This window comes from Serratia sp. CY37869 (assembly GCF_052168895.1).
GTDB lineage: Bacteria > Pseudomonadota > Gammaproteobacteria > Enterobacterales > Enterobacteriaceae > Serratia > Serratia ureilytica.
This window is the reverse complement of sequence record NZ_JBJNLU010000001.1, coordinates 1,037,135-1,049,348: the sequence shown is the minus strand read 5'-3', so window position 1 is coordinate 1,049,348 and position 12,214 is coordinate 1,037,135. Positions and strand designations below refer to the sequence as shown.

Annotated in this window: 13 protein-coding genes; 4 read left to right on the top strand and 9 right to left on the bottom strand. The window is 58.9% G+C overall.

The window, feature by feature from the left end:
• Positions 1–120: 120 nt before the first annotated feature.
• Genes ACJ8J1_RS05040 through ACJ8J1_RS05020 form a run of 5 tightly spaced genes read right to left on the bottom strand, consistent with a single transcriptional unit; the run spans position 121 to position 5,110 of the window.
• Positions 121–792, bottom strand: a complete 672-nt coding sequence (locus tag ACJ8J1_RS05040) for an ABC transporter ATP-binding protein (protein WP_033643450.1) — start codon at positions 790–792, stop codon at positions 121–123.
• Positions 789–1,631, bottom strand: a complete 843-nt coding sequence (locus ACJ8J1_RS05035) for an ABC transporter ATP-binding protein (protein ID WP_033643451.1) — start codon at positions 1,629–1,631, stop codon at positions 789–791. Before ACJ8J1_RS05035 ends, ACJ8J1_RS05040 begins: the two co-directional genes overlap by 4 nt.
• Positions 1,621–2,490, bottom strand: a complete 870-nt coding sequence (locus ACJ8J1_RS05030) for an ABC transporter permease (RefSeq protein WP_033643452.1) — start codon at positions 2,488–2,490, stop codon at positions 1,621–1,623. The genes ACJ8J1_RS05035 and ACJ8J1_RS05030 overlap by 11 nt, the downstream gene beginning before the upstream one ends.
• Positions 2,487–3,542, bottom strand: coding sequence for an ABC transporter permease (locus ACJ8J1_RS05025; protein WP_033643453.1), 1,056 nt, complete (start codon positions 3,540–3,542; stop codon positions 2,487–2,489). The genes ACJ8J1_RS05030 and ACJ8J1_RS05025 overlap by 4 nt, the downstream gene beginning before the upstream one ends.
• A complete protein-coding gene (locus tag ACJ8J1_RS05020) occupies positions 3,542–5,110 on the bottom strand; it encodes an ABC transporter substrate-binding protein (RefSeq protein WP_033643454.1) in 1,569 nt (522 codons plus the stop codon). Before ACJ8J1_RS05020 ends, ACJ8J1_RS05025 begins: the two co-directional genes overlap by 1 nt.
• Before the next feature lie 279 nt (positions 5,111–5,389).
• Between ACJ8J1_RS05020 and ACJ8J1_RS05015 the strand changes: the two genes are divergently transcribed.
• Together ACJ8J1_RS05015 and ACJ8J1_RS05010 are read left to right on the top strand one after the other, a co-directional pair.
• A complete protein-coding gene (locus ACJ8J1_RS05015; RefSeq protein WP_033643455.1) occupies positions 5,390–6,037 on the top strand; it encodes a hypothetical protein in 648 nt (215 codons plus the stop codon).
• On the top strand, positions 6,027–6,218 hold the full coding sequence (locus tag ACJ8J1_RS05010; RefSeq protein WP_033643456.1) for a hypothetical protein: 192 nt from the start codon (positions 6,027–6,029) through the stop codon (positions 6,216–6,218). Before ACJ8J1_RS05015 ends, ACJ8J1_RS05010 begins: the two co-directional genes overlap by 11 nt.
• A gap of 50 nt (positions 6,219–6,268) precedes the next feature.
• On the opposite strand, the gene cbl is transcribed toward ACJ8J1_RS05010, so the two are convergent.
• From cbl to chaB, 3 genes are all read right to left on the bottom strand, one after another.
• Positions 6,269–7,222, bottom strand: a complete 954-nt coding sequence (cbl, locus tag ACJ8J1_RS05005; protein WP_033634950.1) for an HTH-type transcriptional regulator Cbl — start codon at positions 7,220–7,222, stop codon at positions 6,269–6,271.
• A gap of 301 nt (positions 7,223–7,523) precedes the next feature.
• Complete coding sequence (locus tag ACJ8J1_RS05000; protein ID WP_033643457.1) at positions 7,524–8,219, bottom strand: gamma-glutamylcyclotransferase; 696 nt, start codon at positions 8,217–8,219, stop codon at positions 7,524–7,526.
• A gap of 250 nt (positions 8,220–8,469) precedes the next feature.
• Positions 8,470–8,697: a putative cation transport regulator ChaB gene (gene chaB, locus ACJ8J1_RS04995; protein WP_033643458.1), complete on the bottom strand. Its 228-nt coding sequence runs from the start codon at positions 8,695–8,697 to the stop codon at positions 8,470–8,472.
• 130 nt (positions 8,698–8,827) lie between these two features.
• Between chaB and ACJ8J1_RS04990 the strand changes: the two genes are divergently transcribed.
• The gene (locus ACJ8J1_RS04990; RefSeq protein ID WP_033643460.1) at positions 8,828–9,646 is read left to right on the top strand and encodes a siderophore-interacting protein; all 819 of its coding nucleotides are present in this window, start codon (positions 8,828–8,830) and stop codon (positions 9,644–9,646) included.
• A 292-nt stretch (positions 9,647–9,938) separates the two neighbouring features.
• Positions 9,939–11,042 (top strand): sodium-potassium/proton antiporter ChaA, encoded by a 1,104-nt coding sequence (chaA, locus tag ACJ8J1_RS04985; RefSeq protein ID WP_025303229.1) that lies wholly within the window; start codon positions 9,939–9,941, stop codon positions 11,040–11,042.
• A 36-nt stretch (positions 11,043–11,078) separates the two neighbouring features.
• Here the strand turns inward: chaA and lpxO are convergent, their stop codons facing one another.
• On the bottom strand, positions 11,079–11,981 hold the full coding sequence (gene lpxO / locus ACJ8J1_RS04980) for a lipid A hydroxylase LpxO (RefSeq protein WP_015378219.1): 903 nt from the start codon (positions 11,979–11,981) through the stop codon (positions 11,079–11,081).
• Between the last annotated feature and the right edge of the window lie 233 nt (positions 11,982–12,214).

Below are 12,214 nucleotides of genomic sequence, written 5' to 3'. Positions count from 1 at the left end.
CACAATCACGCGGTTGCGTTGTTTTTCGAGTGTAGGGGGTAAGAATTAACAGAAGAACGACGATAAATTGCTTTATTTATTACCAAGATGGATATGCCCGCCGCATTGACGGGCATTGGCTCAGGCAAGGAGACGGCCGTGCGCCATCGCCACCGCGCGATCGCACATATGGTCGATCACATCCGCATCGTGACTGACCAGCACCAGAGTCAGATCGCCCGCCTGTTTCAGCTCGTTGAGCAAGTTGAGGATCTCCGCCTGCACCGACATGTCCAATGCCGAGGTCGGCTCATCCAGCAGCAGCAGCTTCGGCCGCAACAGCAAGGCGCGCACGATCGCCACGCGCTGCCGTTGGCCGCCCGACAGCTGATGCGGATAGCGATCCAGCAGGCGCGGATCCAATCCTACCTGGCGAAAGCCCGCGCTGATTTTGCGTTCGATGTCGCTTTCCTGCAGCAGGTTGAGCGGTTCCGACAACGTGCGCAACAGCCGGTGCTTGGGGTGAAGCGAAGCATAAGGATCCTGAAACACCATCTGCACTTCACGCCGCAGTTCGCCGGTGAACGCCTGCCCCGGCTGCAGCCGCCGCCCGAGCAGTTCAAAACCGCCGCGCCAGCTGTCGTTCAGCCCGGCCAATACCCACAGCAGCGAGGACTTGCCGCAGCCGGAAGGCCCCACCAGGCCGAAGCACTCGCCCGGTTCGATACGCAGGTTAACGTCGTGCACCACGGTGCGCTGTTCATAACCCTGGCGATGGCTGACGCTGAGGTTCTCCAGTGCAATCACGCTCATTTCAATGCCTCCAGCAGCGCGCGATCCAGCACCGGCAGCGGCTTGCCGCGCGTCTCGCGGCTCGGCCGACACGCCCACAGCGTGCGAGTATAAGGGTGCGTGGCCTGCGCCAGCTCTGCTGCCGGCAGCTGATCCAACAGCTCGCCTTTGTACATCACCAGTACCCGCTCGCAGTGGTGCGCCACCTGCTGCAGATCGTGGCTGATCAGGATCAGCCCCATATTACGTTGCGCCACCAGATTTTCTATCAGCTGCAGCACCTGATCGCGCATCTGGTGATCCAGCGCCGATGTGGGTTCGTCGGCAATCAGCAGCTGCGGATCGTTGATCAGGGCGATGGCCAGCATCACCCGCTGCCCCATCCCGCCGGAGAGCTGATGCGGATAGCGGCGACACAGCGCCACCGGATCGGGCAAGCCCACCGCCGCCAGCATCTCCAGCACTTTTTCACGCCGCTCGGCGCGGCTCAGCTTGGCATGCAACACCAGCGGCTCCTCCACCTGACGGCCAATCGGCTGATTGGGATTCAACGCATGCTTGGGATCTTGCATCACCATCGCCACCCGGTCGCCGCGCAGTCGGCTCCACTGGCGCTCGCTCAGGCGCGTCAAGTCTTCGTCGCCCAGCGTCAGGCGCTGCGCCCGCAGCTGCAACGGCGGCGGCAATAGCCCCATCAGCGCACGCGCGGTCAACGATTTGCCGGAGCCGGACTCACCGACCAGCGCCAGCCGCTCCCGCCCCATGCTGAACGAAATATTCTTCACCAGCGCCGCCGGCTGCGGCCCCGGCACGCCGATCGCCAAACGTTCAACGGTCAATAAGGTGTTATCAGTGCCCATGACGAGGATCCATTTTATCGCGCAGGCCATCGCCCAGCAGGTTAAAGGCCAGGCTGGCGAACAGGATCGCCCCGCCCGGTGCGGCGGCGACCCACCATTGATCGAAAATCACTTTACTGCCTTCGGCCACCATCGAGCCCCATTCGGCGGTCGGCGGCGCGACGCCCATGCCGAGGAACCCCAGACCGGCGGCGGACAGGATTATGCCGCCCAGGCTCAGCGCCGCGCGCACCACCGCGCTGGGCAGGCATAAAGGTAAAATGTGGCCGACCATCAGCCGCAGCTCGTTGATGCCCTGCATGCGCGCCGCCGCCAGATAATCGCTGCGGCGCAGCGCCAGCGTTTCGGCCCGCGCCTGGCGGGCAAAGGCCGGCCAGCTGGTCAGTGCCAGCGCCAGCGCGCCGTTCATCAGCCCCGGCCCCATCACCGCCACGAACGCCAGCGCGATCACCAGGCTCGGCAACGACAGGAAAATATCGGTCAGACGCATCAAGATGCGTTCTGCCCAGCCGCCGAGATAACCGGCGCAGATGCCCACCAGCAGACCGATAGGAATGGTCAGCACCAGAATCAGCGACACCAGAATCAGCGTCGGCCGCGCGCCGTAAATCACGCGGGAGAGCAAGTCGCGGCCGAAACCGTCGGTGCCCAACCAATGCGTGGCGGAAGGCGGCAGCAGCCGCAGCTCGATATGCTGCAAATTGGGATCGAAAGGCGCCAGCCACGGGGCCAGCAGTGCGGTGACGATCAGGATCGCCACCAGCGCTGCGCCGAGCGTCAGCGTGGTCAGCCGCTGACCGGTGCGATAGCCGACGGCCGGCTCGCTTTGCGGTTCGTGTTCAGAGAGATATTGGCTCATCGGGTTCGCGGATCCACTAGATAGGTCAAGGCATCGGCCAGGGTATTCAACAGCACGAAACAGGTGCCGATCAGCAGCGTGGCGCCGAGGATCGCCGGGGTGTCGGCGGCAAACAGCGCCGAGGTCAGATAGCGCCCGACGCCGGGCCAGGCGAACACCGTTTCGGTCAATACCGCGCCCTCCAGCAGGCTGGCATAGGAGAGAGACAGTACGGTGATCAACGTCCCCAGCACGTTGGGAAACACGTGGCGCAGCAGAATGCGCAGGCGGCCGGCGCCTTTGGAACGCGCCAGCGTCACGTATTCCTTATTGCACTCTTCCAGCATCGCCGCGCGCAGCAGCCGGGTGATGCCCGCCATCGACAGCAGCGCCAGCGCCACGACCGGCAGCCACAGGTGGCTGATGGCGTTGTAGAACATCTCGCGATCGCCGGACAGCCAGCTGTCAATCAACACGAAACCCGTACGCGGCTCCATGCTGTACAAGTAAATGTCATCCAGGCGCCCCGGCCCCGCCGACCAGTGCAGCGTGGCGTAGAACAGCAGCAGCCCCAGCAGGCTCAACCAGAAAATCGGCACCGAATAACCCACCAGCGACAGCAACCGCGCCGCATTATCCAGCCAGCTCCCCGGTTTGAGCACCGCCAGAAACGCCAGCGTAATGCCGCCGAGAGCACCGAGAATAATGGCGCAGGTGGCCAGTTCCACCGTTGCCGGGAAGGTACGCAACAGATCGCTCAGCACCGGCTGGGCGGTAATGCGCGAAATGCCCAGATCGCCGTGCGCCAGGTGCACCAGATAGCGCCAAAATTGCACCGGCAGCGGCTGATCCAGCCCCAGGTCATGACGCACCTGCGCATAGGTGGCTTCGCTGGCGTGATCGCCCGCCACCTGCAGCGCCGGATCGATCGGCGCCAGGTGCGACAGCATAAAGGTGAACAGCAGCAGGCCGAGCAGCGTTAACGCCAGCGACAGCGCGCCGCCGAGCAGCCGCCCGCCCCAGCGCCAATACCGCCGGGCTAGCCCGGCGGAGGCGGAGAGTTCAGCGGCCATTACTTGCTGACCTTGCTGTAGAACACCATGTCAGGGTTGATGCCCTGCACATAGCCCTTGAGGTTGTCACGCACCGCGATCAGGCTGCGCGCCTGCAGGCCGATGACAAACGGCGAACTTTGCTGCACCTGTTTCTGCAGTTGCTGATAGTCAGCCACCCGTTTGGCAGTGTCGTTTTCCGCAGTGGCGGCCAGCGTCAACTTGCTCAGCGCCGGGATCTGCCAGTTGGCTCGCCAGGCCAGCGTCTTGCTGCCGTCCTCCGGGTTGTAGGCAAAGGCGGCCGCGTTGGTGTTGGGGTCGAAGTAATCCGGCCCCCAGGAGGTCAACGTCGCATCGTAGTTAAGCGCTTTCACCTTGGTGGAGACCTGCGAGCTGATGCCCGGCACCAGTTCGACCTTCACGCCGCCCTGAGCAAAACTGGCCTGCAGCGCCTGAGCGATATCCAGGTACGGCGGCTGGTTGTTGACGTCCAGACGGAAACTGACGTTGCTCAGCCCCGCTTTGGCCAGTATTTCTTTGGCTTTCTGCGGATTGAAGCTGTATGGCTGCTCCTTGAGCGCCCCCAGATAACCGTCCGGCAGGAATGCCTGATGGCTCTGGAACTGCCCTTTCAGCAGATCGTCGGCGATGCCTTGGTAATCGAACAGCCAGCGCGCCGCCTCCCAAAACGCCGGGTTGCCGAGCGCCGGCGACGCCTTGGCGTTGAACTGCAGGAAATAAAGCGAGGCGTAAGGAATGGCCAACGGTTTGACGCCCGGCTTGCCCTTCAGGGCCGCCATCTGGTCCGCCCCCAGGTTGCGGGCGATGTCGGCATCGCCCTGCTCAATCAGCAAACGGCGCGCGGCCGGATCGGGCACGTTTTTGATCAGGATGGTTTTCAACGTCGGCGCCCCTTCCGGCGAGCCGGGGTTCGCGTCCAACACAACCACTTCGTGCGGCACATAGGTGCGGATTTTGTAAGGGCCGCTGCCGGCGGAGTGGCTGTTCAACCATTGGTGCCCCAGATCGTCGCCCTGCTGGTGCGCCAGCGCCTCTTTGGCGTCGACGATCGAGGATACCGGCGCCGACAGCAGGCTGAGCACGAAGGCAGGGCTGACGTTTTCATCCCAGCTGATTTTTACCGTATGGTCATCCACCTTGGTCAGGTGTTGATCCACGTTCTTCGCGTTCCAGCCCAGCTGCGTCAGGATAAACGACGGTTCGAGATTGAGTTTCACCACCCGTGAAAGCGAAAAGATCACGTCCTCCGGCCGCAGCGGGTTGCCGCTGGCGAATTTGGCGTCCGGGCGCAGGCTGAAGGTCAGGCTGCGGTTATCGGCGCCGGCCTGCCAACGGCTGGCCAGGGTCGGTTTGAGATCGACGGGATTGTGCGGATCGGACTGGATCAGACGTTGATACAGGCTGTTGAACGACTGCACCGTGGTTAACTCAAATCCCTGAGCCGGGTCAAAGCTGACCACGTCATCGATAGACTGCGCGATCACCAACGTGTTGGCCGGCGTCGCCGCCTGTACGTCAACGCTGGCCGCCACGGCCAAAAACAGCAAAGAAGGAACGAGCGCTTTCATCTGAAACTCTCCAAGCGGATGGAATTTATAATAATTTCGCGAGTGTATGCGAGCGCGATCGGCAGCTGAAGGTACTTAAATCACTATAGATATTCTTTTTATGTATATAGATGGGGTTTTGATTATTAGAGCGAGGATTGCGCGGCCGATCGCACTCTCGCGGCACCTCGCAGCAATTGCCCATTGTCTTTGCGGCGCGATTCGCAGCGATGAAAGTCGAGGTTTGAGTCTGTTTCATCGGGTGATTAACGTGAGCTCGGTCACCCAAAGGACGGGCAAATGGAAAACCATCCATCAGAAAATGGCTTCTCACTCCGGCATGAGAGAGCGATAGAGCAAACATTGGCAGATATGAACAGCGTGCTGCTTGAGTCGGATCTCTTTATGACTCGTCTGACGGTACAAGACCGGCGCTGGCAAAAAGGCAGAAAAAACGGCCATACGTTAAATTGGCGCTCTCTCTTTAAATATCATGCCCAAATGCCCATAAGTTTCGCTTTTGTCTACCGGCGAATAACCAGCCCGCTGAGCCGTGCAGGCTTTTGTCTGTGCCGTTATCTCCAGGCCGAGAACGTTATCGAACTTGTCGCGCTGGAGAATTTCTCCTTGCGCGAAACGCAACATCCACTGAAAGGCAATATGCTGCGCAACTGCTTGCAGGCTCTGTATCTGTATGGCCTGAACCTGCAAGAGCAGGGGCTGACGCCGGCGTCTCCGCCGGACATGCTGATCAGCCACGCCATTAATCACCGCGTGTTGGCGCTGTATACCCGTCAGGCCGCCTTTGAAGTGATACCCGGTACCATGACATGTAAAACCAGCTTCAACGCACTGAAAAAGTACATACAATCGCTGGAAAAATACGGTGCCAAATGTGATAAGGTGCGTACAAATAACGCGCAAAAAGGAAGCAAAAATGAAAAATAAGGATCTGACCGACCCGACGCTCTCCATTCAAGAGCAAAAACGCATCGCCATAGAGATTCTACGTCAGTACCATCGCTGGGAGATGGCCAACCCTCGCCCCCCCGAAGAACTCCCGGAATGGGAAGCCATCGGCCCGTTCAGAAAAAGTAAACGTCATCTGATCGAACGTACCGACGACTGATCCCGCATTAGCCCGCAAGCAATCCGGTCCGGCAGGGCAATGACGCGTTGTTAAATCTGGTAATCAATCACCGCGTCCAGCTGCGACGAGAAGACCTTGTCTTTTATTTCGGTCAGCGACAGCGTCGGGTTGCACAGTTGGATAAAGCGCCAGGCATAGTTGCGCTGCAGCTGGCTGCGTTTCAGGCCCAGCCATACCGTATTAGGCTCAAACAAATGCTCGGCGTTGAGACTGACCAACCCGCGATCGCGCTCTTTTTCATACGACATGTCCGCCAGCACGCCCACGCCTAACCCCAGCTCGACGTAGGTTTTAATCACGTCGGAGTCCTGCGCGCTTAGCGCGATGTCCGGGGTCAGGCCCGCCGCTTTGAACGCCGCATCCAGCTTCGCGCGCCCGGTAATGCCCTGGCGGTAAGTGATCAGCGGCAAGGTGCTGAGCATCTCCAGCGTCACCTGCGGCTGACGCGTCAACTCATGCCCTTCCGGCACCAGGATGGTGTGATGCCAGCGGTAGTAAGGGAACGCCGCCAGCGATTCGTCACTCATCAGCCGTTCGCTGGCGATGCCGATATCGGCTTCTCCGGCGGCCAACATCGAGACGATCTCCTCAGGGCTGCCCTGATTGAGCACCACCCGCACCCGCGGATAAAGCGCGCGAAACTCTTTGATCACCCCCGGCAGACTGTAACGCGCCTGAGTGTGCGTCGTTGCGATATGCAGTTGCCCCGAGTCGTTGCTGCTGAAAACGTCCGCCAGGCGACGGATGTTGTTGGCGTCGTTGAGAATGCGCTCCGCCACCACCAGCAGCTCTTTGCCGGGTTCGGTCATGCCCAGCAGCCGTTTGCCGCGGCGAATGAATATTTCAATGCCCAGCTCTTCTTCCAGCTCGCGAATATGCCGACTGACGCCGGACTGCGAGGTAAATAACGTATTGGCGACCTCAGTCAGGTTGTAGTTGCAGCGCGCCGATTCACGAATAATTTTTAATTGTTGAAAGTTCATCCCCGTCTCCCTGTTTCTTCCAGTAGCGTTAGCCATATTGATACGGAGTCCGACGAGTCTGAACAAATAAGAAATAACCTTTACTTATGCAATTTAATACTAAGTCGATCATTCTGCTTCGCAGGTGGGGTGGGAAACTGACAAAAAACAGCTAATGACTTTAAAAATAACGGGATAGATAACCACAATAAAAACATGCCTTCAATCGCTGCGCAAATTAAAGTTATTAAATATAGGCATTAGATATAAAAAAAGGGCTCAGCATGCTGAGCCCCTCACCGTTCGTATTCCCGCAGCAGCCTCAGGCGGTGGCCTCGCTGCCGATGCCGCCGGTGCGGTTCTGCTGCAGCCACTGCTGTACACAGCGCACCAGATCGCCGATGCAATCATCCTGCATGCCGTGGTGCTTCAACTCGTTATCCAGCGCAAACAGATATTGCGCGTTGGTGCCCAGCGGGCCGCTGGCGCTGGCGATCAATGGCGCAATCACCTGGTAGCTGGTGTCTTCTTCAAACAGCGGATGCTGCGGGTTCATCACGAACACCAACGCAGTAACCTTCTCGCCGCCATCCAACTGCAGCTCGCACCAGGTGGGCACGTAGCAATCGGTCACCATTTCGCGCTTCCAAAGCAGCTCCAACTCTTCACGCAACTTGCTTTCCGGCAAACGAAACGCCAGGCCCGTGGTGTGGCCGCCGGCTTTTAACGCCAGCATGCGCCCCGGCTGATGCAGCGTGCCGCGCCCGGCGGTCAAGCGCATGCAGAACGCCCGGTGCCAGCCCTGCAGCGTGGCCGGCCGCACTTCTTCCGATTCGAAAACTGGATTCCACATCAGCGAACCGTAACCGAATATCCATACGGGGCTGTGATCCGGCCGGCGCGATAAGGTGCAATCCAACGAGGCTGCACGCTGTTCAGGCGTCAGCAACAACGACTCCTCAATAGCGCCGAATGCAGTTTTGCAATCCGCTTTTTGCAGAAAATCTCGCGTTAACACTGATATTACCTCCCGGGAATACGATTTCTCGCCTTCCCTCGCCACTGCTGAACCTTTGATGTTTTATTTTCGGCTGCGGATTTTTATTAATTCAATCACCGCGCCTTATAAGAATGACCTTATTCTTTTCCTGACGTGCAATCAAGTTACAAAGCGGCGTTAAAGTGAAAAAGTATTTGTACTGAGCAGCAATAATATTAATTGCCGGGCTCCACATAATGTCTGCGCGATTTTACTGCGTGATAATTCGTTACTTTTTATGCCAGCGTTCGTCGTCGCCCTTGCGATAGCTTTGCTTGACCGCCGCCCAGGCCACCTTATGCGCCGTCTCTTCCCGGCTGTCGTCACCGCGCCGCTCATCGGGATCCCGGTATTGTTGCCAGGCGCTGTTGAACGCTTCTTTATAGATCGCCTGCGCATGTTCCGGCAGCACATGCTTAACGTTGTCCGGCAAGTCGTTCGTGCTGTGGTAGGGCATATGGCCTCCCCTTTCAGGATGAGTGAACCTTAAGCCTAGCCCACATGCGGTTTCGTCTCAATTAGCAAACAATTCTCATTATCAAACGACATGTTATACTCACCGCCAAACGAACTATAAGGAGAATCCCGTGACTACCGAAGCCCCTCGCTCACGCGCCCCCTACCTGATCGCCGTCAGCCGCGTACAGGACATGACGCCGCACCTGCGCCGCATTACCTTTACCGCTCCCGATCTGCGTTACTACCCGGCCAATGCCGCCGCTGCACACATCAAAGTCTTTTTGCCGCTCGCCGGCCAGACGCAGCCGGACCTGCCGACGCTGACCGAAAACGGCCCGCGTTGGGCTGCGGACGCCGTGCGCCCGATCGTGCGCACCTATTCCATCCGCGCCGTGCGCCCGGAACTGGCGGAAGTGGACATCGAGTTCGCCATTCATGATCATCAGGGCCCGGCGGTGGACTTTGCACGCCAGGCGAAAGCCGGTGATAAAATCGGCATCAGCAACCCGGGCGGCCCCAAGCCGATGCTGCCGGCCGCCGACTTCTACTGCCTGGCGGGCGATCCTTCCTCACTGCCTGCGCTGGCCGCACTGCTGGAAAACCTGCCGCCACACAGTGCCGGACGCGCTTTCGTCCGCGTCGACAGCAACGCTGACGTCATTGACCTGAAGAAACCCGCCGACGTTGAGGTCAATTGGGTCGTCGGCGGCACGGAGAAGACCGACGAGTTGGTCGCTCGGTTCCGCGCACAGTCCCTGCCGCAGGGCGAAAGCCACTTCTGGCTCGCCGGTGAAGATCGCCTGGTGGTAGAGCTGCGCCGCTACCTGCGTCGCGAACGTCAATGCGATCGTAATCGTCTTTATGCCGTGCCTTACTGGCGTGAGGGGCTAAATGAAGAGGGTTACCACAATAAACGGCATGAAATCATGGACAACATTGACGACTGACGGTCTCATTTTCCTTGATTAACCACGAGCTAAACAAGTAAACACGACTTTTCTCAAATCTAACGCTAAAAATTGGCGTTATTGCGTAAAAGTAAGTAAATAAAACCGCACCCCGTGCGGTTTTTTTGTTACTCTGATCACATAAGCAAGCAATTGCTTTCTCAGATAAAACAACATCACACCGGCGCCGCGGGTGTATCCTAATATAAAATACCTACTGGAAACGCAACGTTGCCGTATCACGGCGACCGGCGCTGACGGGCTACGCTGTTTGAGAAGGAGTGCCACCCTCATGAAGTCGCAACACGATCCTGGCCGATCCACCAAATCTCGCCACACCGAATACTCGCTGATCTTCCCTATCGCCGCGCTGGTGGTGTTAAATCTATGGGGCAGCACCGATAACTTTCCGCTGATCGTCGGCATCAATATTCTCGCGCTGGTGGGGATCCTCAGCAGCGCCTTCAGCGTGGTGCGCCACGCCGACGTGCTGGCTCACCGATTGGGCGAACCCTACGGCTCGCTGATCCTCAGTTTGTCCGTCGTGATCCTCGAAGTCAGCCTGATTTCCGCGCTGATGGCCACCGGCGACGCCGCGCCGGCGCTGATGCGCGACACGCTGTACTCCATCATCATGATCGTTTCCGCCGGCCTGGTCGGCTTTGCGCTGCTGCTCGGCGGGCGCAAGTTCGCCACCCAGTACGTCAACCTGGGCGGCATCAAACAGTATCTGATGGCGATTTTCCCGCTGGCGGTGATCGTGCTGGTGTTCCCGAGCGCGCTGCCAGGCGGTAACTTCAGCACCGGGCAAGCGCTGCTGGTGGCGTTGATCTCCGCCGCCATGTATGGCGTGTTCCTGGTGATCCAGACCAAAACCCACCAGAGCCTGTTCGTGTACGAGCATGAAGACGACGATGGCGACCCGCACCACGGCAAGCCCTCTTCCCACAGCAGCGCCTGGCACGCCGCCTGGCTCATCGTGCACCTGATCGCGGTTATCGCCGTCACCAAGTTCAACGCCAATCCGCTGGAAGGCCTGCTGACCAAGATGAATGCACCGGCGCAGTTCACCGGTTTCCTGGTGGCGCTGTTGATCCTGTCGCCGGAAGGCCTGGGCGCGCTGCGCGCCGTGTTGAACAATCAGGTGCAACGCGCCATGAACCTGTTCTTCGGTTCGGTGCTGGCGACCATCTCCCTGACGGTGCCGGCGGTGACCATCATCGCTACTCTGACCGGGCAGACGCTGATCTTCGGCCTGCAAACGCCGCATATCGTGGTGATGTTGACGGTGTTGCTGCTGTGCCAGCTGTCGTTCTCGACCGGCCGCACCAACGTGCTGAACGGCACCGCCCACCTGGCGCTGTTCGCCGCCTACATGATGACTATCTTCGCCTGATCAAAAAGGGGCGCACTCTGTGCGCCCCTGCCTTCGTTATACCGAGAAGAATATCGCCGCGGCGATCCCCCCGAACAAAATCCACTTGATGATGTAATAACCGGTGCGGTTCCAGGCCTTCAGGCGTTTCCCCACCCGGCGTATCGCATAGATATATTTGAACATCTTGTTGACGCCGCCGGTGCGATCGCCCTCTTCATTCGGCGCCGTGGCGGCGCTCATCAGGTTGCGCCCCAGCCAGTGATTCACCGCCTGCGCCCAGCGGTAGCGCATCGGCCGTTCGATGTCGCAGAACAGGATCAGACGATTCTGCCCGCTCTGGTTTTCCGCGTAGTGCAGATAGGTTTCATCGAACATCACCCCTTCACCGTCGCGCCAGCTGTAGCGCTCACCGTCCACCTCAATGAAGCAGCGGTCATCGTTGGGGGTAATCAACCCCAGGTGATAACGCAGCGAACCGGCGTAAGGATCGCGGTGGCGCGGCAAACGGCTGCCGTCCGGCAGTTCGGCGAACATCGCCGCCTTGACCGAAGGCAGGCTGCGCAGCAGTTCCGTGGTCTGCGGACACAGGGTCATGGCGGAAGGATGGCTGTCTTCATACCATTTCAGATAAAAGCGCTTCCAACCGGTCTTGAAGAACGAGTTGAAACCGGCATCGTTGAATTGATCGGACGCTTTGATCTGCTGGATCTCCATCAGCTTCTGTCCTTCGTCGCGGATGGTTTCCCAGTTCTCCCGCAGTACCGCCAGCTCAGGGAACTGCTCCGGCTTCAGGTACGGCGTAGTCGGCACACGGGAAAACAGATACATGAAGACGTTCAGCGGTGCGGTAAAGGTGGAATGATCAGACAGCTGACGCCACACGTTGTAGCGCACCCGCCCGCGGTAATGCACGTAGACGACGCATAAAATAAGCAAAAGCAGAATGATGTATTTCATGTTTGAATCGCAGCAAGGAACCCACACTCAATGCGCCGCGCGGCGCACACCCCAGAAAATGTCCTTTTGGCGGCGCAGGCAAACTGCGCGCCAATCTGGAACCCATTAATCATTAACGCTAACTCAACGAAAATCTATACAGAAAACCACAATAATTTACACAAAGGTTAAACGAGAGGTGAAATGGGGGGGCGATAAAAAAGGCCGCCGAAGCGGCCTTTCCATTAGCGGAT

What these genes read in the sequence shown, in the direction of transcription:
- ACJ8J1_RS05040 (WP_033643450.1), bottom strand. Translation starts at nt 792, where the DNA reads ATGAGCGTGATTGCACTGGAGAACCTCAGCGTCAGCCATCGCCAGGGT.
- ACJ8J1_RS05035 (WP_033643451.1), bottom strand. Translation starts at nt 1,631, where the DNA reads ATGGGCACTGATAACACCTTATTGACCGTTGAACGTTTGGCGATCGGC.
- ACJ8J1_RS05030 (WP_033643452.1), bottom strand. Translation starts at nt 2,490, where the DNA reads ATGAGCCAATATCTCTCTGAACACGAACCGCAAAGCGAGCCGGCCGTC.
- ACJ8J1_RS05025 (WP_033643453.1), bottom strand. Translation starts at nt 3,542, where the DNA reads ATGGCCGCTGAACTCTCCGCCTCCGCCGGGCTAGCCCGGCGGTATTGG.
- ACJ8J1_RS05020 (WP_033643454.1), bottom strand. Translation starts at nt 5,110, where the DNA reads ATGAAAGCGCTCGTTCCTTCTTTGCTGTTTTTGGCCGTGGCGGCCAGC.
- ACJ8J1_RS05015 (WP_033643455.1), top strand. Translation starts at nt 5,390, where the DNA reads ATGGAAAACCATCCATCAGAAAATGGCTTCTCACTCCGGCATGAGAGA.
- ACJ8J1_RS05010 (WP_033643456.1), top strand. Translation starts at nt 6,027, where the DNA reads ATGAAAAATAAGGATCTGACCGACCCGACGCTCTCCATTCAAGAGCAA.
- cbl (WP_033634950.1), bottom strand. Translation starts at nt 7,222, where the DNA reads ATGAACTTTCAACAATTAAAAATTATTCGTGAATCGGCGCGCTGCAAC.
- chaB (WP_033643458.1), bottom strand. Translation starts at nt 8,697, where the DNA reads ATGCCCTACCACAGCACGAACGACTTGCCGGACAACGTTAAGCATGTG.
- chaA (WP_025303229.1), top strand. Translation starts at nt 9,939, where the DNA reads ATGAAGTCGCAACACGATCCTGGCCGATCCACCAAATCTCGCCACACC.
- lpxO (WP_015378219.1), bottom strand. Translation starts at nt 11,981, where the DNA reads ATGAAATACATCATTCTGCTTTTGCTTATTTTATGCGTCGTCTACGTG.